Annotated in this window: 16 protein-coding genes and 2 riboswitches; of the genes, 5 read left to right on the top strand and 11 right to left on the bottom strand. The window is 63.5% G+C overall.

The features are described 5' to 3' along the window. Position 1: 1 nt before the first annotated feature. The 8 genes from KCX59_RS05725 to KCX59_RS05690 form a co-directional block, all read right to left on the bottom strand. Positions 2 to 2308, bottom strand: a complete 2307-nt coding sequence (locus KCX59_RS05725) for an FdhF/YdeP family oxidoreductase (RefSeq protein WP_179018132.1) — start codon at positions 2306 to 2308, stop codon at positions 2 to 4. A 51-nt stretch (positions 2309 to 2359) separates the two neighbouring features. Continuing rightward, on the bottom strand, positions 2360 to 3718 hold the full coding sequence (locus tag KCX59_RS05720; protein ID WP_179018131.1) for a molybdopterin molybdotransferase MoeA: 1359 nt from the start codon (positions 3716 to 3718) through the stop codon (positions 2360 to 2362). Then, entirely contained in the window at positions 3715 to 4620 is a 906-nt protein-coding gene (locus KCX59_RS05715) for an NTP transferase domain-containing protein (protein WP_178994276.1), read from the bottom strand. Before KCX59_RS05715 ends, KCX59_RS05720 begins: the two co-directional genes overlap by 4 nt. Before the next feature lie 43 nt (positions 4621 to 4663). Beyond that, positions 4664 to 5164 (bottom strand): HNH endonuclease, encoded by a 501-nt coding sequence (locus KCX59_RS05710; RefSeq protein ID WP_091465723.1) that lies wholly within the window; start codon positions 5162 to 5164, stop codon positions 4664 to 4666. Between the two features lie 388 nt (positions 5165 to 5552). Then, positions 5553 to 6350, bottom strand: a complete 798-nt coding sequence (locus KCX59_RS05705) for an NlpC/P60 family protein (RefSeq protein ID WP_179018130.1) — start codon at positions 6348 to 6350, stop codon at positions 5553 to 5555. Positions 6351 to 6447: 97 nt separating this feature from the next. After that, positions 6448 to 7188 carry a C40 family peptidase gene (locus tag KCX59_RS05700; RefSeq protein WP_370629206.1) on the bottom strand — a complete coding sequence of 247 codons (741 nt, stop codon included), beginning with the start codon at positions 7186 to 7188 and terminating at the stop codon, positions 6448 to 6450. A gap of 4 nt (positions 7189 to 7192) precedes the next feature. Further along, positions 7193 to 7355: riboswitch (cyclic di-AMP (ydaO/yuaA leader) on the bottom strand. Between the two features lie 145 nt (positions 7356 to 7500). After that, a complete protein-coding gene (locus KCX59_RS05695) occupies positions 7501 to 8337 on the bottom strand; it encodes a M23 family metallopeptidase (protein WP_178994274.1) in 837 nt (278 codons plus the stop codon). Between the two features lie 4 nt (positions 8338 to 8341). Next, positions 8342 to 8556, bottom strand: a riboswitch (cyclic di-AMP (ydaO/yuaA leader). 210 nt (positions 8557 to 8766) lie between these two features. Further along, positions 8767 to 9462, bottom strand: a complete 696-nt coding sequence (locus tag KCX59_RS05690) for a metal-dependent transcriptional regulator (RefSeq protein ID WP_091465717.1) — start codon at positions 9460 to 9462, stop codon at positions 8767 to 8769. Between the two features lie 293 nt (positions 9463 to 9755). On the opposite strand from KCX59_RS05690, the gene serC reads away from it, so the two are divergent. Next, complete coding sequence (gene serC, locus KCX59_RS05685; protein WP_178994272.1) at positions 9756 to 10886, top strand: phosphoserine transaminase; 1131 nt, start codon at positions 9756 to 9758, stop codon at positions 10884 to 10886. Between the two features lie 66 nt (positions 10887 to 10952). Here the strand turns inward: serC and KCX59_RS05680 are convergent, their stop codons facing one another. Genes KCX59_RS05680 through KCX59_RS05670 form a run of 3 tightly spaced genes read right to left on the bottom strand, consistent with a single transcriptional unit; the run spans position 10953 to position 13289 of the window. After that, a complete protein-coding gene (locus KCX59_RS05680) occupies positions 10953 to 12260 on the bottom strand; it encodes an MFS transporter (protein WP_179018128.1) in 1308 nt (435 codons plus the stop codon). Positions 12261 to 12303: 43 nt separating this feature from the next. Continuing rightward, complete coding sequence (locus KCX59_RS05675; RefSeq protein WP_179018127.1) at positions 12304 to 12897, bottom strand: DUF3027 domain-containing protein; 594 nt, start codon at positions 12895 to 12897, stop codon at positions 12304 to 12306. 8 nt (positions 12898 to 12905) lie between these two features. Next, on the bottom strand, positions 12906 to 13289 hold the full coding sequence (locus tag KCX59_RS05670; RefSeq protein ID WP_011773749.1) for a cold-shock protein: 384 nt from the start codon (positions 13287 to 13289) through the stop codon (positions 12906 to 12908). Between the two features lie 226 nt (positions 13290 to 13515). On the opposite strand from KCX59_RS05670, the gene KCX59_RS05665 reads away from it, so the two are divergent. The 4 genes from KCX59_RS05665 (at position 13516) to KCX59_RS05650 (ending at position 18605) form a co-directional block, all read left to right on the top strand. Next, positions 13516 to 13731 carry a hypothetical protein gene (locus KCX59_RS05665; RefSeq protein WP_091467555.1) on the top strand — a complete coding sequence of 72 codons (216 nt, stop codon included), beginning with the start codon at positions 13516 to 13518 and terminating at the stop codon, positions 13729 to 13731. A 53-nt stretch (positions 13732 to 13784) separates the two neighbouring features. Then, positions 13785 to 16250 (top strand): helicase-associated domain-containing protein, encoded by a 2466-nt coding sequence (locus KCX59_RS05660; protein ID WP_179018126.1) that lies wholly within the window; start codon positions 13785 to 13787, stop codon positions 16248 to 16250. A 13-nt stretch (positions 16251 to 16263) separates the two neighbouring features. Then, positions 16264 to 17922: a DNA repair helicase XPB gene (locus tag KCX59_RS05655; RefSeq protein ID WP_178994265.1), complete on the top strand. Its 1659-nt coding sequence runs from the start codon at positions 16264 to 16266 to the stop codon at positions 17920 to 17922. A 209-nt stretch (positions 17923 to 18131) separates the two neighbouring features. Then, positions 18132 to 18605 (top strand): hypothetical protein, encoded by a 474-nt coding sequence (locus KCX59_RS05650; RefSeq protein ID WP_178994263.1) that lies wholly within the window; start codon positions 18132 to 18134, stop codon positions 18603 to 18605. Positions 18606 to 18609 lie beyond the last annotated feature (4 nt).

Here is an 18609-nt window from a genome sequence, read left to right as displayed (position 1 = left end):
ATCAGGATCCGTTCTCCTCATGCGTCACGAAGCGCACGGTCATTGCTTTGTAGCCGGGGGTGTTCGATTCCCGGGCCACCAGTTCCCGGTGCACCAGGGCGTTGGCCTCCGGGAAGTACGCTGCGGCGCATCCTTTGGCCGTGGGGTACCCGATGAGGCGGAACTTGTTGGCACGGCGCTCCGTCCCCGCGAAAGTAGAGATGACATCCACCAGGTCGCGGTCCTCGAAGCCCAATTCCTGCAGGTCACCAGGATTGACCAGGATCACCCGGCGGCCGTCCGAGACACCGCGGTACCGGTCGTCCAGGCCGTAGAACGTGGTGTTGTATTGGTCGTGGCTGCGGACAGTCTGGAGGATCAGATGGCCTGCCGGAGCCTCAAGGTACTCAAGCGGCCGAACGGAGAAACGCCCCTTGCCGATGTCCGTGGCAAAGGTACGGGTATCCCTGGGAGGGTTGGGGAGGACGAAGCCGTTCTTGGTGCGGACCCGGGCGTTGAAGTCCTCAAAGCCGGGAATGACGCGGGAGATATGGTCGCGTATCACGTCGTAGTCCTCGGCCATGGCACGCCAGTCCACACTGTGGCTGTCCCCCAGCGTCGCTTGGGCCATTCGTGCCACAATCACCGGTTCGCTCAGGAGGTGTTCTGAAACAGGCTCCAGCCGTCCCTGCGTTTTGTGGATGACGGACATGGAGTCCTCCACCGAGAGGAATTGCTTGCCTTTGGGGTGCTTGTCATCAGTGTCCGTCCGGCCAAGCGTGGGCAGGATCAGGGACGTCTTGCCGTGGACGATGTGTGCCCGGTTGGGCTTGGTGGAGATGTGGACGGTGAGCCCCGCCTTCTTCAGGCCATCTTCCAAGGCTGCGGTGTCCGATCCCGCCGCCGCGAAGTTTCCACCCATCGAGACGAAAACATCCACTTCACCCTTTTCCAAGGCGTGCTGGGTTTCCACTGAGTCATAGCCGTGATCCCGCGGCATGTGGAAGTCGAACTCCTTGTCCAGCGCGGCCAGGAAGGATTCCTTGGGTTTCTCCCAGATGCCCATGGTCCGGTCGCCCTGCACGTTCGAGTGGCCCCGGACGGGACAGGCGCCGGCTCCCCGCTTGCCGAAGTTGCCCTGGAGCAGGAGGAGGTTGATGATCTCGCGGAGCGTATCCACAGAGTGCGGTTGCTGGGTCAATCCGAGCGCCCAGCAGATGATGGTTCCCTTCGACTCCGCCATCATCCCGGCAGCGTTGGTGATCTCTTCCCGGCTTAGCCCTGTTGCGCGTTCCGTCTCAGCCCAGTCCAGCACCGAACGGGCTTCCTTATAGGCTTCGAAGCCTTCGGTCTGCTTCCCGATGAAGGAATGGTCGACGACGGTCCCTGGTTTGCGTTTCTCTTCCTCCAGGAGCAGGTGGCCCAGTGCCTGGAACAACGCGAGATCGCCGCCGACTTTGATCTGCAGGAACTCATCAGCGATAGTGGTGCCGCCGCCGATAACACCGTTGAGGGACTGGGGGTCCTTGAAGTTCAGGAGACCGGCTTCGGGAAGCGGGTTGACGGCGATGATTTTTCCGCCGTTGTTCTTGCAGTCGCGGAGGGCGGACAGCATGCGCGGGTGATTGGTTCCAGGGTTTTGGCCCACAACCAGGACCAGCTCCGCATGGTGGATGTCCTCCAAGGAAACAGTGCCTTTGCCGATTCCGATGGTCGGGTTGAGGGCGCTGCCGGAGGACTCGTGGCACATGTTGGAGCAATCTGGAAGGTTGTTGGTGCCGAGGCTCCGCGCAAACAACTGGTACATGAAGGCCGTCTCGTTGGCCGTCCGGCCGGAGGTGTAGAACACACACTTATCAGGTGTGGTGGCATTGATGTGTTCGCCGATCAAAGCGAAGGCGTCAGTCCAACTGATCGGAGAATAGTGGGTGTCGCCTGGTTTGATGACAACCGGCTCGGAAAGTCTTCCTTGGCTTCCCAGCCAGTACTCCGTCTTGTCCTCGAGGTCCGCAAGGGAATGCTTCGCCCAGAATTCGGCACCGACTGTCCGGGTGGTGCTCTCCTCGGCGATGGCCTTGGCGCCGTTCTCGCAAAACTCTGCGGGGCTGCGCCTGCCGGTGATCGATTCCGGCCATGCACACCCAGGGCAGTCAAAACCATCATGCTGGTTGACCCTGAGCATGGAACGGACCGTGCGGGTCACTCCGGCTTGGGCGTAACCTCGTTCGAGGGCAACCGCGACAGCTTTAAGGCCTGCCGCGGCTTGTTTGGGCGGGTGGATTTGCAGGTCATCTTCGTTGATGTCCTGTTCTGGAGCATGCCTGTTCATGAGTCCATCATTGCACTTTGTCCTCAGTCCAGAATCCGCTCAAGGCGCCCCTCAAGCGTCCAACGCGCTCCAGTCAACCGGGCCGGAAGGAGCCTTCCTCTGTTGCCGGGGCGCGGCTTTTCGGGCCTTGTCCTCCGGCGCCTTCGGCACGGGCAGCGGTTTGCCCCAAGGCAATGCGAACGCCGGCACCATCTCGCCCAGCTGAACACCGTGGGGCGGCACCACCATCACACCGTGTGCGCCTGCCAAGCCACGCATCATTCCGGGACCTGCATGCTGCGCCGGCGACGCCAGCCCGTACACGAGCTTGAACGGCATCAAGCGGGTCCGGCCGGGGTCGGCGTCGATAGTCGTGCCACAGGGAACCTCGCCCACTTCTTCCAAGCGACCGTGGCCCAAAGCAGCCAGAAGCGGGCCGCCCACGGTAAACAAGGCCATCATCGCGGCGAGCGGATTCCCCGGCAGCCCCAACACGAACCGGCCATCGGGCAGCTCTGCCAACACGGCAGGATGACCCGGCCGCATCGCAATGCCATCGATCAGCAAACTGCCACCCAGCTCAGCCACGGCTTTGCGGAGGTGGTCCGTTCCCGAGCGTCCCGTTCCGCCCGTAGTAACAACGACGTCGGCAGGGGCCTCCGCTTCAACGTACGGTTCGTCCGGTGTCAGTTCATCTGCTGAGGGCTCTGTGTCCCGAAGTGCGGCAATCCACTCCTCGTAGCTGTCGCCCACCTTGAGCTGCTCCCCTGCTATACCGCCCAAGAGCCCGACGACGGCACCCAGCTGCGGGCCGAAGGTATCCCTGACCTGCCCGGGCATGGGAACACCCCGGGCCACGACTTCCGAACCCGTCAGGAGGAACCGGACCAACGGTTTTCCGAGGACTTCCAAGTGGTCCAAACCCGCCAGCGCTGCCAAGGCAATATGCGCCGGATTCAATACTGTGCCGGCTTTCAACAGGACGTCACCCTCAGCGGCCTCTTCTGCAGCTTTACGGATGTGTTGGCCGTTGCGGGGCTCGCCCGGTTTGGCGGTGCCGCCCAGCGCAAGAACCGGCAGGCCGTCGTCGTCCGTGGTGATAACGCCGCTCTCGCTGCGCAGAACAGCCTTGGCACCGGGCGGTATCAGACCGCCGGTGACAATGGGACTCGCTTGGTGCGGTGCCAGCCGCTGCCCGGGCTCGGTCAGGATCCATGGACCGCTGCCGTTGACGGCCCACCCGTCCATGGCCGACGAAGCATAGTGGGGCATGTCCTGCAGGGCCAGGGCATCGGACGCCAGGGTGCGGCCGAGTGCGGAGCTCAGCGGCACGGGCCCCGGCGGGATAGGGGCAGCAACATCGAACGCGCGCTGCCGGGCCTCCTGCCACGTGTGTGCCGCGTGATGGCCCTCGTTGGGGGCCGCCGTCATTCCGGGTCAGTCCCGGACTCCGAGTACTCCTTGGCTACTTTGCGGGCCAGTTCCAGGGCAGCGTTCATGGACGCATCATCGCTGGCCTGGCCGATCCCGCGGGCCATGCCTGCCGCGTATCCGGCAATGAACGTAGTAAGGGGCGCGGCGGGGCGCACCACTGAATGTGCTGCCACCCCAGCGACCGCGAGTACCTCGTTAACGTCCACTTCCACGCCCTCAAGCTCGAAAGCCTGCAGCAGTGTGCGGCACCATTCCTCGAGCGTCTCTTCCTGGCTCTTCACGTCCGCCTCCAACTCGTAGTTAATGCCCAAAGCCGCGGCGTCCTCCCACGTATCCACGTCATCCGTGGACCCCGCGGGGACGTCAACGTCCAGCAGGTTCAGCCTAGCAAGCAGGCGGAACACTGAAGAGTTCGTTAACCCCGAGCCGTCGGAAGCTACGGCCACTTCCCTTTCCAACGCAGCTGTACTGTAGGCGCCCAGAAGCGGCTGTTTCCGTCCATCAGGAGAGACAGCCATGACTCCTTCCACGTTTGGACTGGATGCGAGGGCGGCCCAAAGAAGGTCTACACCGCGGGAAGCGTGCGGCATATCGCATGCCAGCACCAGGGTCCACGGGGTGCTCGGACTGTTCTTCAACGCAGCCAGGCCGGCCGCGATTGCCGCAGCGGGACCGGCGAAGACCGGTTCTTCCCGTGCCCGCAGAACGCCGACCGGTAGTTGCGTGCTTTCCGACCCGCCTGGAACGTCCGGTCCCACCACCACCACAGCCGAAGCACCCCGGGCCGCCTGCAGGGCATGGGAAAGGAGGGTGCCGCCGTCGTACTTCAACGATGGCTTGGGCACGCCCCCGAGGCGGGTGGCCCGGCCACCCGCCAAAATCACGGCATTGAACTCCATCCGCCCAGATTACCCGGGACGGCTGGAGACCAGCAGAAATCGATCAGGCAGCGGATTCCGGCAACAGGAACGGGTCCCAGTCCGGCGCAGGTTTCTCGAGTTCTTTGATCTGCCACATGGTTCCCTGGGGCACGCCGGGCTTGAAACGGAGATTCCAACCCATCTCTGCCAGCGTGTGGTCGCTCTTGGCGTTGTTGCATTTCAAGCACGCCGCAACCAGGTTTTCCCAGGAATCCGCGCCGCCCCTGGATTTGGGGTGGACGTGGTCTATGGTGTGGGCTGTTTTCCCGCAGTAGGCGCAGCGATGGCCGTCGCGGCGAAGTACCCCGCGGCGACTCACGGCGGTAATCCTGTTGTACCGGGGACGGATGTAGCGGTTGAGGAGGATCACGGAAGGTCTTCCGAGTATCTCCTGTGGCCCGACGACAGGCTCGTCGCCTTCGGCCACCACGCTAGCTTTCCCAGTCAGCACAAGGACCAGCGCCCGGCGGAATGTTATTACCGCCAGCGGTTCATATCCAGCATTCAGAACGAGTGTGCGCATGCACGTACCTCTTCACGGCCGCACCCGTCAGGGGCACGAGGGCCGGCTGCCCTCTGCATGTACGGGCTGTGGATCGACAACATAAGGGTAAGCACTTATATGCCGTATCAACGAATTTTTCCGTCGTTTCGCGTGCAGTGTCGGCAAGAGTTCATGCGCGGTTAAGGGATGTGGCGGAAATCAAAGGGTCCCTTTGTGTGCCGCCACCACCTACTTTGAGGGGCAGAACCGCCCCGACACACGTGATTTGCGGCAGGTCGGGTGGCTTTCAGAACCGAAGTGGGTGGTGGCCGCACGCCCACTACTACGGGCATCCCACGAGCCGGCAAGGGTTAAAGCAGAACACCCCGCCGGCCAAAGCCAGCGGGGTGTTCTTACGCGATGTGGATCAGCCGTTGACGCGGATGAAGACCGGGCCGGAGCCCACGTTGGCGCTGAACAGTGCCGTGGTGGATCCGTTCCATCCACCGTGAACTGCTTGGCCGTTGCCGACGTAGACAGCGATGTGGGCCTGTCCGGCCAAACCGCCGTTGGCGTAGTAGGCGAGGTCGCCAGGCTGGGCTTCAGCTGCACTCACGGTGCGGCCAAGGGAGAGGTAGCCAGCGGGCCAGTCGTGGAAGTTGATACCCACGGCGGCCAAGGAGTTGGTCACAAGCATGGTGCAGTCCTGGGTGACGCCGAGCTGGGCGTAAGCTGCAGCAGCGATAGCGGCACCGAGGCCGCTGGATGCGGCGGGAGCTGCCGGAGCGGGGGTCGCGTTGCTGACGGCAACGGTTGCGTTGACTGCCGGAGCTGCGTTGGCGGTAACCGCGGTTGCCTCGTTGTTTTCGACCTTGGCTTCAACCTTGGCCGGAGCTTCCTCGACCACCACGGGAGCCGGGGCTTCCACCGTTGTGACCACGGGGCGCTCGTAGGAGATGGCCACAGTGGAGTCCGCGGCGATGGTGGCCTGGACTACCGACTGCACGTCAAGAGTGGACGTGGACGTCGATTCGCGATCCACGTTGGTATCGGCAGCGTTGGCTGCGATGCCACTGGTCAGGACCAGGCCTGAAGCTGCGGCAATAACTGCTGCCTGGCGGCCAACGCCACCGGCGTTGTTGCTGACGGCCTTGGCGATGACGGCAAGCGAGCTGGTCTTGGGGGCCTCAGCGCGGTGCCGTGCAACCTTGTTTGCACTGGTCATGATTTTCTCTTTTCGTATCCGCATGCAGTTGGGGTGCACGCGGGTAGTGGGTTGGCCAGCATGTGGGGAATGCCGGCCGACCCCGAACCGGATTTTTCTAGCGGAGGGTGTAGAACGAGGAGGTGCCGGTGGACGCTACGGAGTGCAGCAGCGTTCCCTGGCCGGGGTTCAAAGCGCTGATCATCATGCCGTTGCCGACGTAGATGCCTACGTGGGCTCCGCCGTTCTGCATGACGAGGTCGCCGGGAGCAGGAGTGCTGGTGGGCGTCATGGCCGTCCAGGCGTTGACGCGGGGGATGCTGATTCCGGCCTGTGCGTAGACCCACTGGGTGAAGCCGGAGCAATCCCAACCGTTGGGTGTGGTTCCGCCCCAAACGTAGGGAGAGCCGATGCCGGTGTAGGCAATGGCGGCGAGACCGGAGGCAGCTGCACTGGAGGCCGAATCCTTGGCCTCGGAAGACTTTGCTGTAACTGCTTCCGCTGTTTCTTCGCTGGTGGCCGCTGCGCGCTCGGCAACCTGCGCTGCGCGCTGTACCTTGGGGGCTTCCAGGGTGGCCACGGTGGGGCTCTCGAAGGAAACGGTGGCTGTCGGTTCTGCGGTAATCACCGCGGTAGCAACCAGCTGTTGGGTGCTGGAGGCCTCCGACTTGGAAACGTCGGTGTCTGTTGCTTGTGCCGGCAAGCCGACGGTGAGGACGAGGCCTGAGGCTGCTGCAAGGACGGCGGCCTGACGGCCCACGGTTCCTGCGTTGGAGGAAACAGCCTTGGAAAGAGTGTTCAACGGGTTCGTGCGAACCGTTTGGGCGCGATGGCGCGCAGGGGTAGTGCGTGATGACACGTAGGTAGCCTCTCCCAATGCCTGCGAGGTGAGCTGTCGGATTCGGATGGGAGTCATCCGGCCGCGCTGCTTCCAAGGAAGCTTTTGCGACTTAACCCCAAGGCCTTCTTTCGAAGGCCAGAAGTGGTTCCCCCGCCCCTGCCAGACGATTTATGCGAACGGACCTTGAGAGGTGGCAGAGCTAGGCAATCCACTCAAGTGCACCGGCCCCCTAAAAAGCCGATGCGCTCTGTACGCTACAACACTTGAAAGCGAATGTCACATTCAGGTCACGGGGCGTCCCGCTAATGCGAGAGGCAACCATCAACTGGCTTAGAGCCAGCCCATGGGGTCTACAACTTCACCGTTGACCTGGACCTCGAAGTGGAGGTGGCAGCCGGTGGAAGCGCCCGTGGTGCCGCTCAGGGCGACGGTGTCGCCGCGGTTTACGGTCTGGCCTACCTGGACGGTGAAGGACGACAGGTGGTTGTACGTGGTCTCGAGGCCATTGCCGTGGTCAACGACCACGCGGTTGCCTCCGCCGTACTCGTGCCATCCGGCGAACGTAACCTTGCCGGTGGCCGCTGCGTGCACAGCCGTGCCGCACTGGGCAACGAAGTCCTGGCCACGGTGGAAGTCACCTGCGCCACCCGTGAGGGGGCTGATGCGGTAACCAAAAGGGGATGCCGTGGTGAGCGTGTCCAGGGGGCTGGCCATGCTGCCAACGGACGAGGCCCGCTGGATGCTCTCAGTCGACTGGGCGCTGAGCAGCTGCTTCAGCTTCCCATCGGGGTCGGCAGAAGTGGCGACGGCGGCGCGGCTGAAGTCGATCTTGGCTGACGCGGCGGCGGAAACCTCGGGCTGGCTGCCAGTGGGGGCGGCGACGGCGAGGGCAGACTCAGTCTGGCCTGATTCCGAAGTGGCCATGACGGGACTCGTGGCCGGCAGACCGACAGTCAGGGCAAGTCCGGTGGCGGCAAGCGCAACACCGGCCTTCTGCCCGACGCCGCTGGCAGCGGCGAAGTCGGCAACCTGGCGCAGCGGGCTCTTACGGCGGCGCACCTGACGCTCGGTGTCGCGAGGCCGGATCTCCGTTACGACGGTGGCTGGCCGCAGCTCAGCAGCGGGGCCGGACGCGCGGCGGCGACCCCTGACGTTCTGCGATGTCAAACTCTGTTCCTCTCTCAAAAGCCTGCGAAGTTAGCTGTCGGATTCGGGTCAGAGAGTACAAAGACCCGGTCCGCACGAGGCGCTCACGGCACACAGGTATCCCAAGAGGGACTTGCATACGTGGGCACTTCTGCTGCGGACTTCACCCCAAGGCTGCTTCTTTAGACAGCCGCTTGTGGTTCCCCCGCCTCTGCCAGTGGTGGGTGGCACACCTGATCCGCTGGCAGAGCTCGGCTCCGGATCAGGTAACGCTTTGGTATCAGCGCTAGTAGATAACTATAGGGGATTAAGGCTCTTGGTAATAAATTCGTTATCAACAGGAGCGGGGCAAGCGAAGGAGGCCCTTATCATCAATTTCGAAAAACCGCAGGTCACACGCGCGCCGAACGCACAAAAGTGAGGTTTGACACTGTGCTGGCCCGGTGCCGGTCAGCTGAGGGAGACGAAGACGTGCGCAGCAACTTCAGGAGGTAGCTCCAAGGCGCCCTCGATACCCGGGACGCGGACCGAGATGTACTCACCGACGCGCTCCAGCGACACTGTTGCGCCTGGACGGATTCCGCCCTCATCCAACTGGGTGAGAAGTTCCGGCTCGACTTGGATGGGCTCCGCAAGGCGGCTGACCACAACGCGGGAATCAGTGGCGTAGCCGTCCATGGCCTGCAGCAGATTGACATCCAGCCGGGGGAAGGGCTGGCTGGCGAGGCCACCAAGCGCCTCAAGCCCCGGGATGGGGTTGCCATAGGGAGACTCTGTGGGATGCTCCAGGAGCTCGTAAAGCCGGCGCTCCACGCGCTCACTCATGACATGCTCCCAGCGACACGCTTCATCGTGTACATAGGCCCAGTCCAAGCCAATAACGTCGGCCAACAGGCGCTCCGCAAGGCGGTGCTTGCGCATGACCTCTGTGGCGCGTTTCCGGCCCACTTCAGTGAGCTCCAGGTGGCGGTCGTTGGACACAATCACCAGGCCGTCGCGCTCCATGCGTCCGATGGTCTGGGAAACAGTGGGTCCGGAGTGGCGCAATCGCTCGGCAATGCGGGCCCGGAGTGCCACTATGTTTTCTTCTTCAAGCTCCAAAATGGTCCGAAGATACATCTCAGTGGTATCGATCAGATCCGTCATCCAGCTCAGCTCTCCTCGAACGCAGTTCCTTGCGTAATCTCCACCGTACCGCGTCCCCAGCAAGGGCGGACGGTGTGCACCGCCGCCCCATGAACGCCAACCACCAGCCTAGCTTATTTGGAATTACTCTGGATAATTCCGGTCGCATCCGATTCGTTTGCATTCCACGTGGCGGACTATGACGGCTGCAGGTTCCTGCGCCCGGGCCGTGTCAGGCAGAATTGGGGTGTCGAAGGGGCAGTTGATGCCCCATGCCACCTCCCATCTCTAGCCGACACCCATTGGAGCCCTACGTGAGCGACAACAGCATCACCATTCCCGCCGACCTGCTGCCCAAGGATGGACGCTTCGGCGCTGGACCGTCCAAGGTTCGCCCGGAACAGATCGAAGCGTTGTCTGCCGCGTCGACCACCATCCTCGGCACCTCCCACCGTCAGGCTCCGGTCAAGAACCTTGTGGGTTCGGTCCGCGAAGGACTCAGCCAGTTCTTCCGCGCACCTGAAGGCTACGAGGTTGTCCTCGGCGTTGGCGGCTCCACGGCGTTCTGGGACGTGGCTGCGTTTGGCCTGGTCGAGAAGAAGGCCCAGCACCTCTCATTCGGCGAGTTCGGCTCAAAGTTCGCTGCAGCTACCAACAAGGCACCGTTCCTTGACGCTTCGTCCATCATCAAGGCTGAACCCGGCACCCGCCCCGTGGCAGCGGCCGAAGCCGGCGTGGACGTCTACGCTTGGCCCCAGAATGAAACGTCAACCGGCGTGGCCGCTCCCGTAAAGCGCGTGCAGGGTGCCGACGAAGGCTCGCTGGTCCTCGTGGACGCCACCTCAGCGGCCGGCGGACTGGACGTTGACGTCGCCGAGTCGGACGTCTACTACTTCGCCCCGCAAAAGAACTTCGCCTCCGACGGTGGCCTCTGGCTGGGCCTCTTCTCCCCCGCCGCCCTGGAACGTGCGGCACGGGTCAAGGCCAGCGGCCGCTGGATCCCGGACTTCCTGGACCTGCAGACCGCCATTGACAACTCCAAGCTGAACCAGACCTACAACACGCCTTCGCTCTCCACCTTGGTGACCTTGGACGCGCAGGTGCAGTGGCTCAACAGCAACGGTGGCTTGGACTTTGCCAGCAAGCGCACGGCAGACTCCGCCAACCGTATTTATTCCTGGGCGGAGGCCTCGGAGTACGCAACGCCCTTCGTCACCAACGCCGAAGACCGCTCCAATGTCATCGCCACCATTGACTTCGATGACTCCATTGACGCCGCAGCCATTGCCAAGGTCCTGCGCGCAAACGGCGTCGTGGACACCGAGCCGTACCGTAAGCTCGGCCGCAACCAGCTGCGCATTGCCACGTTTGTGGCCATTGAGCCGGACGACATTTCCGCGCTGCTCGCGAGCATCGATTACGTCGTGGGCGAGCTGAAGAAGTAGCACCACGGGCCTCGGTCGGCGTCGTGCGGGTAGCTCCCGGGCGGCGCCGCCGCCGTTTAAGGCGCGTTACGCGCCCTGCCGGCCTGCGCCGTCGTCGTCCGCCTCCGGACGGGAAAGCAGCGACTCCACCCGAAAGTGCTTCAGTCCGCGGGCCCGGCGGTCGAAGCGGAGCCGCAGCTGTTTCGCGCAGATAATCCACAGCAAACCCACGACGGCGGTGCTGACGCCGGCAACCGCTGCAACGCCGACCGCCCATCGAGGGCCACCGACGTTGGCCACCAAGCCCACCAACGGTGCACCGATGGGAGTGCCGCCCATGAAAATGGCCATATAGAGGGACATGACCCGCCCTCGCATGACAGCCTCGGTGGTGGATTGCACGTAGCCGTTGGCGCTGGTGATCAAGGTCAGGGCGAACAGGCCACAGGGAACCAAAGCGAGCCCGAAGAGCACAGCGTTGGGTGCCAGGGCGGCCAAGGCGCTGGCAACGCCGAATCCGCCGGCCGCCCCGAAGATCAACCTGAGACGCGGCCTTCCGCGTCGGGCAGCCAGCAGTGCACCGGTCACCGACCCGATGGCCATGACCGAGTTCAACGCTCCGAACGCGCCGGCGTCCATGCCGAACTGGGTCCCCACCATCGCGGCGATGAACAGGGGGAAGTTGAGTCCGAAAGTGCCCACAATGAAGATGGCCACCAGGACCACTTGGATGTCCGGCCTGTTCCGGACGTAGCGCAAACCCTCCCGGATGCGCCCCTTGCCCGCCGCTGCCCGGGGCTGGATGCGGAGGGATGACGCAGGAATGAGTTTGAGCGCCCACAGCATGGCCACGAAGGACACGGTGTTGATGAGGAACACCCAGCCGGGGCCCACCACCACCGTCAGCACGCCCGAGACAGCTGGGCCGATCATCCGGGCCACGTTGAAGGAGGCGCTGTTGAGGGCCACCGCGTTGGGCAGGTAATCGTCGGTGACGAGTTCGGAGACGAAAGTTTGTCGGACCGGAGCGTCCAGGGCGGTCACGATTCCCAGGAGCAAGGCAAAGAGGTAGACATGCCAAAGTTCGGCGATGCCCAGCAGTACCAGCACGCCCAACCCCGTGCTGAGGAGGGCCATGGCCACCAGGGTGAGGAGAAGGAGCTTCCGCCGGCTGTAGCGGTCGGCCAACAGTCCCGCCCACGGAGCAAGGAAAAGCTGGGGACCGAGTTGGAGCGCCAGAGTAATGCCCATGGCACCGGCGTCGTGAGCGGTCAGGTGGTCAAAGACCAACCAGTCTTGCGCCGTGCGTTGCATCCACGTGCCGATGTTGGAGATCAGCGCACCGAAGAACCAGATGCGGTAGTTGAGGATTCCGAGTGACCTAAAGGTGGACATCAGCGTCCGCCTTCACTGTGGTCACCCCGGGTTTCCGCAACGCCTATTCAGCCCCGGCTTCGTCGTCGTCATCATCCTCATCGGAGTCAGCGTCCTCGGAGTCAGCGTCATCGGAGTCAGCGTCAGCCGGTTCGGTGGCCTCGTCTTCGGCCGCTTGCACGGACTCCTCCGAAACTTCCTCAACTGTCTCTGCGACCAGCGGCGTCTCATCCTCGGGGCGGACGCGCTTGGCCCACGGCACCCATTCGGGAGCCAGGATGGAGTCCTCGGAGGGCAGCAAACCGAGCTCGCTCACGGTCACGATCTTGGAGCGCGAGTTACGGGTCACCACGGCATACCACTGCCAGCCGCCGTACCCGGCGAGCCGGGATTCGAACAGGTGGGTCACCACGCGGTCGCCCTCCGACTTCGCACCAAGGTGCGCCCCGACTTCGCCCGGGTTGGCTATGCCTTCAACTGCCTCACGTGCGGTATCGACGGCGGCAGCCAGGAACGCGTCCGGCTTACCGGTGCGCCACACGGGCAAACCGGCGCGGGACTTGGCCGCGACGGGCTTCCGCGCGGGGGCGTCCCCGTTTCCAGGAGCCTGGGCAGCGCCAGGGCCGACCTTGGTGTCCTGTGCGGATTCCGATGTCATGGCCGGTCCTAGGCTTCCAGCTCGTCGGCAACCTTGCGCAGCGCCATGCTGATTGCCTTGGCCTTGTTGCCGTCGGGGTACTTGCCTGAAGACAAGGAGCCGGAGAGGTTGTCCAGAACGGTGACCAGGTCCTGCACCATAGGTGCAAGGTCCCTGGCGTTCATGCGCTTGGCCTTGGCAATGGACGGTGTCTTCTCCAGGACACGGAGTCCCAGGGCTTGTGCTCCGCGGCGGCCGTCAGCCACACCGAACTCCACGCGGGTTCCGGCTTTGAGCTCCGTTACGCCCGCGGGCAGGGACGTCTTGGGCAGGAATACTTCCTGGCCGTCTTCAGCCGCGAGGAATCCGAACCCTTTTTCCTTGTCATACCACTTGACCTTGCCGGTAGGCACGTAATCAACCTTCTTCGTTCTTGCTTTTGGGAGACACGTCGGGCACTCACCGCATCCACAGGGATCTGCGGGATCGAGGGTGACAGCCCGGTCCGTGTTGGTCTGTTCCTTCAAGGTTATCCTGCCTGACCCCCTATTCCCGCTTTGCCGCGACCACGCAGTACGCGAACAGGACAAGAGCCGCAGCAATGAACCGCCTTCGCGTGCTGCTGCTAGCGTTGTGGGCATGACTTCCCCGGGTTACCGCCGCCCCATCATGATCATCGCTGCCGTCATTGCCGTCATCTCTTTGGCTGCCGTCGGCACGGTCATGGCTGTGGCGTTCAACGGTGGCGTGCCGCCGGTGTGGGTGACGTGGACGGCCCTTTACGGACTGCCCGTGGCCTTCATGCTCGCGGTAGTCCTGGTTGTTGACTCCGTACGCCAACGCCGCCGACAGTAACCTCCTGACCCGGTGACGGGCACGAGCGGCCCGGGGGCGGTAACGTTGGATTGATGTCCCTTATACGCGCGCTCAGCAAGGAACTCGAAGCGCGCAGCGACAATTCGCTGCGGGCCTTGTTTGCCGCGCGACCGGACCTGATCTCCCCCATGGCTCCCGACTTCCCGGCTTTGGCTGCGAGGGCTAGCGCCCGGGTCAGTGTCCAGAGGGCTTTGGAGCGGTTGAACAAGCCTGAAATGCAGGTCCTGGAAACACTTCACCTGTGCACCAATGCCGATACCGGCCACAGTATTTCCGCGGCCGGGTTGAAGAAGGTCATTGCCGGTTCCACCCTTTCGGCGCTGGACCCCATCCTCGCCAAATTGCAGGAATTGGCGCTGGTACACAGGGCAGACCCACCCGCTGGCTCACCGGCAACGTCGTCCCGTCAGCGCTTCTACCTTCCCGTGGGCAGCCTCAAGGACGTCATCGGCATCTACCCGGCAGGGCTCGGACGCAGCTACACCGAACTTGTACGGCTCCAACCAGCCTTTGCCCAGCGGGTAGTGCAGTTGGTGGCCGAGCTACATCAAAGCGGCGCGGGCATCCACCCCGCCAGCACTCCGATGGACGCAGCCTTGGCATTGCAGCGTTGGACTTCCTCTCCTGAGAACCTTCGTGCCATCCTCGCCACGGCGCCGGAGCGGACGGTGGGCTTGTTGGACAAGTTCGGCAGTTGGGCCATGGGCGCGGTACCCCAGGCACAGCGCCGGGCGTCGGTCACCCATGAAAGCCACGACGTCGGGCCTATCGATTGGCTGTTGGCGCGCGGCTTGTTGGTCCCTCTGGACGCCGGCCACGTGGAGCTGCCCCACAGTGTGGGTCTTGCCTTGCGCGGAGGGGCGATCGTGGATGATTTCACGCTGGCGCCACCTGTTCCGGAGCTCGGCCATACGAGTGCCGCCCTGAGACGCAACGCGGCCATGGGGGCCATTGCCGAAATTCTGCGGCTGACTGCCGAGCTGTTGTTCGCCGTCCGGGAGCAACCCTTGGCTACCCTCCGTAGCGGCGGTGTTGGTGTGCGCGAGCTGCGGCGTTTGGCGGAGTCGATCCGGTTGGGCGTCCATGAGACGGCCGTCCTCTTGGAATTGTGCGCCATGGCCGGGCTGCTCCGCTTGGATGTGGACAGCTCCACGTGGATTCAGCCGCCGACGCTTGAATGGCTAAACCTGCCGAGGCAAGAACAGTGGCTGTGGCTGGTCAACGCCTGGCTGGCGAGTGAGCGGGCACCCTCCCTGGTGGGACAGCCGCTCACTGGTCCGTCGGCCTCGGCCTCCCACCAAGGCGCAGCCGGCACCACCATCAACGCCTTGTCCGCGGAAGCGCAGCGGCCCGACGCCCCGGTGGTACGCCGCCGGGTCCTGGAAATCCTCAACGAGCTCACCGTGGAGGCCGCAGCACCGGATGGAAAGGCACCCGTTTTGGATGCCCGAGCCGTCCTGCAGCGTGCAGAATGGGCGCAGCCGCGGATGTCCCGACGGTTCAGTTCCCTGGTCCGCGGCATCCTGGAGGAAGCCACGCTCCTGGGGCTGATGGGATCGGGTGCGTTGACACAGCTGGGTTCGGCCATCGCTGACGGCCAACCGGACAAGGCCATGACCATCCTCGGCGAGCATTTGCCCGCCGCCGTGAACCACATCCTCCTCCAGGCCGATCTCACGGCTGTGGCGCCCGGCTACCTCGCGCGGGAACTCAGTGAAACACTGCTGTTGATGGCCGACGCAGAGGGCCAGGGCCCAGCATCGATCTACCGGTTCTCTGCCAGCACCATTCGCAGGGCGCTCGACGCCGGACAGGATGCGGAATCGCTGCTGGCGTTCCTCCGTGAGCATTCCGCCACGGACGTGCCCCAACCATTGGAGTACCTTGTCCAGGACACGGCCTCCCGGCATGGCCGCCTTCGTGTCGGCACGAGTGCCAGCTTTATCCAGAGCGACGACGAAACAGCCATCACCGATCTCCTCCGCGAGGCCCGGACGTCAGCCTTGAGCCTGGTGCGCATCGCCCCCACTGTCCTCACTTCCTCTGCCAGTCCGCGCGAAACGGCGCGCGTCCTGCGCGAGCTGGGCCTCTCGCCTGCCGTGCAGGAGGCTGAACCCGCCGTCGTGCGCTTCAAACGGACCACGGCAGTGCCAGGCAGCGCCCGCCCGGTTTATACGGCGCCCAGAACAGCACCGCCGGACGACGACGTCGAGGCACAGCTTTCGGTCCTGCGGCAACACCGCGCGGTCCCGGCCGAAGCGACGGGCGAGGCGGCCACCCAGCTCGGCTTGGAGACGCTACAAACGGCAATCCGGCTTAAACAGGCCGTCACCATGAACGTGGTGGACAGCTTGGGGAATGCCAACACCGAAACCGTTGTTCCTGTATCCGTCTCCGGCGGGCGTGTCAGGGTTTTCGATCCCGCCAAGGACACCGAACGAGTGTTGTCCATCCACCGGATCATCGATGTGGAACCCGCAGGAGAACTGCGTTCATGAAGAGGATTAAACAGTGACCGACGGTCCGCTGATCGTACAAAGTGACAAGACCATCCTGCTGGAGGTCGACCATGAGCTGGCTACGGAGGCCCGGCACGCAATCGCCGCCTTTGCCGAGTTGGAGCGCGCTCCGGAACACATGCACAGCTACAGGCTGACGCCGCTGGGTCTCTGGAACGCCCGGGCGGCAGGGCTGGATGCTGAGCAGGTGCTGGATACGCTGCTGAAGTACTCCCGTTTTCCCGTGCCGCATGCGCTGCTGATCGATATCGAAGAGACCATGTCCCGCTACGGCCGGCTCCGGCTTGAAAAGGATGCACAGCACGGACTGGTGATGCGGACGGACGACTACCCCGTCTTGGAGGAAGTCATCCGTGCCAAGAAAATCGCTCCACTGCTGGGGCCTCGGATCGACGGCGAAACCGTGGTGGTGCATTCGTCCCAGCGTGGACAGTTGAAGCAGCTGCTCCTCAAGTTGGGCTGGCCCGCAGAGGATCTTGCCGGCTACGTTGACGGTCAACCGCACCTCATCATGCTGGACGAAAGCAACTGGCAACTGCGCCCGTACCAAAAGCTGGCCACGGAAAACTTCTGGGCCGGCGGCAGCGGCGTCGTCGTGCTTCCCTGCGGTGCGGGAAAAACACTGGTGGGTGCGGCAGCGATGGCCACGTCCTCCACCACCACGCTGATCCTGGTCACCAACACCGTCTCCGCCCGGCAGTGGAAGGATGAACTGCTCAAGCGGACGTCCTTGACCGAAGACGAGATCGGCGAATACTCCGGCGCGGTCAAGGAAGTCCGGCCGGTCACCATCGCCACCTATCAAGTCCTCACCACAAAGCGCGGTGGCCTGTACCCGCACCTGGAACTCGTTGATGGGCACGACTGGGGCCTCATCATCTATGACGAGGTGCACCTGCTCCCTGCCCCGATCTTCCGGATGACCGCGGACCTCCAGGCCCGCCGTCGGCTCGGCCTCACGGCAACGTTGGTTCGGGAGGACGGCCGGGAAGGTGAGGTGTTCAGCCTCATCGGGCCCAAGCGCTACGACGCACCGTGGAAGGACATCGAGGCGCAGGGCTACATCGCGCCCGCCGACTGTGTTGAAGTCCGCGTGGACCTACCCCGCGACGAACGGGTGGCCTACGCCATGGCAGATGACGCCGATAAATACCGGCTCTGCGCTACTTCGGAGACCAAGACAAAACTGGTTGAAGAACTTGTGGCAGTCCATAAGGGCGAGCAGTTGCTGGTGATCGGCCAGTACATCGACCAACTCGATGAGATCGCCGAACGGCTTCACGCTCCCCTGATCAAGGGCGAAACCAGCGTGAAGGCACGGCAGAAGCTCTTCGACGCGTTCCGCAAGGGCGAGATCCACACGTTGGTGGTGTCCAAGGTGGCCAACTTCTCCATCGACCTCCCCGAGGCGTCGGTCGCCATCCAGGTCTCAGGTTCCTTCGGCTCACGGCAGGAAGAGGCCCAGCGGTTGGGGCGCCTCCTTCGTCCCAAGCAGGACGGCCGTGCGGCCAGGTTCTACTCCTTGGTAGCGCGGGACACGCTGGACCAGGATTTCGCCGCTAAGCGCCAAAGGTTCCTGGCCGAGCAGGGCTACGCGTACAGGATCATGGACGCCAAGGACGTGGGCAAGGATGTTGGACAGGAGCAGTAGGCAGCCCCTGCCGGAACAAAAATCCGCAGGCTCTTGCTATTCATCTCCAGCAACTTTACGATTCCAAGTGAAGCTCTCCGCCCTTTATGGTTGCCCTTGGTCCAGGCAACCAGGCGGCCAGCCGTCGGCAGTGGGGGAAGCCCGCAGCCAGGGAGCCGACGGTTTGAAGGCCTAGAAGAATCTGTGAATTGATTACCAGAGGATTCCCCATGCGCAAAGCCCTCCTGGTCCTCTCCGCGATCGTCCTGCTGTCAGCACTCGCACAGCTGTTCTTCGCCGGATACTTCCACTTCCAAAACACCATCGAAGCCCAGCGTGAAGCTGGCGTCTACCATGCCGTCAATGGCCAATATGTGCTGCGATACTCAGCATTGCTGGCAGCGATCGTAGCAGCGATCGCCAAGGTGGGGTCCCGCACCATCTGGTTGGCCGCGGGCATCTTCCTGCTGACCTGGCTTCAACTGTTCATCTTCATCATCGGCGGCATGCTGACCGGTTCCTCACCGGAATTCATCACCCCGGCAGGCTCGTGGGTAGTCTCCATCCACCCGATAGTTGGCGTGTTGATGATCTTCATGTCCTATTGGTTGTTCAAGCGTGCCCGCGCGGCAGCCCTTAACCCTCAACCGCTGCCTCCCAAGGCTGCCTCCTCGGATGCTTCCACATCCTCCAGCACAGCGTGAGCAC

The organism is Paenarthrobacter nitroguajacolicus (assembly GCF_051027655.1).
Classification (GTDB): domain Bacteria; phylum Actinomycetota; class Actinomycetes; order Actinomycetales; family Micrococcaceae; genus Arthrobacter; species Arthrobacter nitroguajacolicus.
The sequence above is the reverse complement of the archived record's forward strand: the minus strand, read 5'-3'. Positions and strand labels throughout refer to the sequence as shown.

Bases quoted from the DNA above. Each gene is read 5' to 3' on its own strand.
- KCX59_RS05725 (WP_179018132.1), bottom strand. From the start codon at position 2,308: ATGAACAGGCATGCTCCAGAACAGGACATCAACGAAGATGACCTGCAA.
- KCX59_RS05720 (WP_179018131.1), bottom strand. From the start codon at position 3,718: ATGACGGCGGCCCCCAACGAGGGCCATCACGCGGCACACACGTGGCAG.
- KCX59_RS05715 (WP_178994276.1), bottom strand. From the start codon at position 4,620: ATGGAGTTCAATGCCGTGATTTTGGCGGGTGGCCGGGCCACCCGCCTC.
- KCX59_RS05710 (WP_091465723.1), bottom strand. From the start codon at position 5,164: ATGCGCACACTCGTTCTGAATGCTGGATATGAACCGCTGGCGGTAATA.
- KCX59_RS05705 (WP_179018130.1), bottom strand. From the start codon at position 6,350: ATGACCAGTGCAAACAAGGTTGCACGGCACCGCGCTGAGGCCCCCAAG.
- KCX59_RS05690 (WP_091465717.1), bottom strand. From the start codon at position 9,462: ATGACGGATCTGATCGATACCACTGAGATGTATCTTCGGACCATTTTG.
- KCX59_RS05680 (WP_179018128.1), bottom strand. From the start codon at position 12,260: ATGTCCACCTTTAGGTCACTCGGAATCCTCAACTACCGCATCTGGTTC.
- KCX59_RS05675 (WP_179018127.1), bottom strand. From the start codon at position 12,897: ATGACATCGGAATCCGCACAGGACACCAAGGTCGGCCCTGGCGCTGCC.
- KCX59_RS05665 (WP_091467555.1), top strand. From the start codon at position 13,516: ATGACTTCCCCGGGTTACCGCCGCCCCATCATGATCATCGCTGCCGTC.
- KCX59_RS05660 (WP_179018126.1), top strand. From the start codon at position 13,785: ATGTCCCTTATACGCGCGCTCAGCAAGGAACTCGAAGCGCGCAGCGAC.
- KCX59_RS05650 (WP_178994263.1), top strand. From the start codon at position 18,132: ATGCGCAAAGCCCTCCTGGTCCTCTCCGCGATCGTCCTGCTGTCAGCA.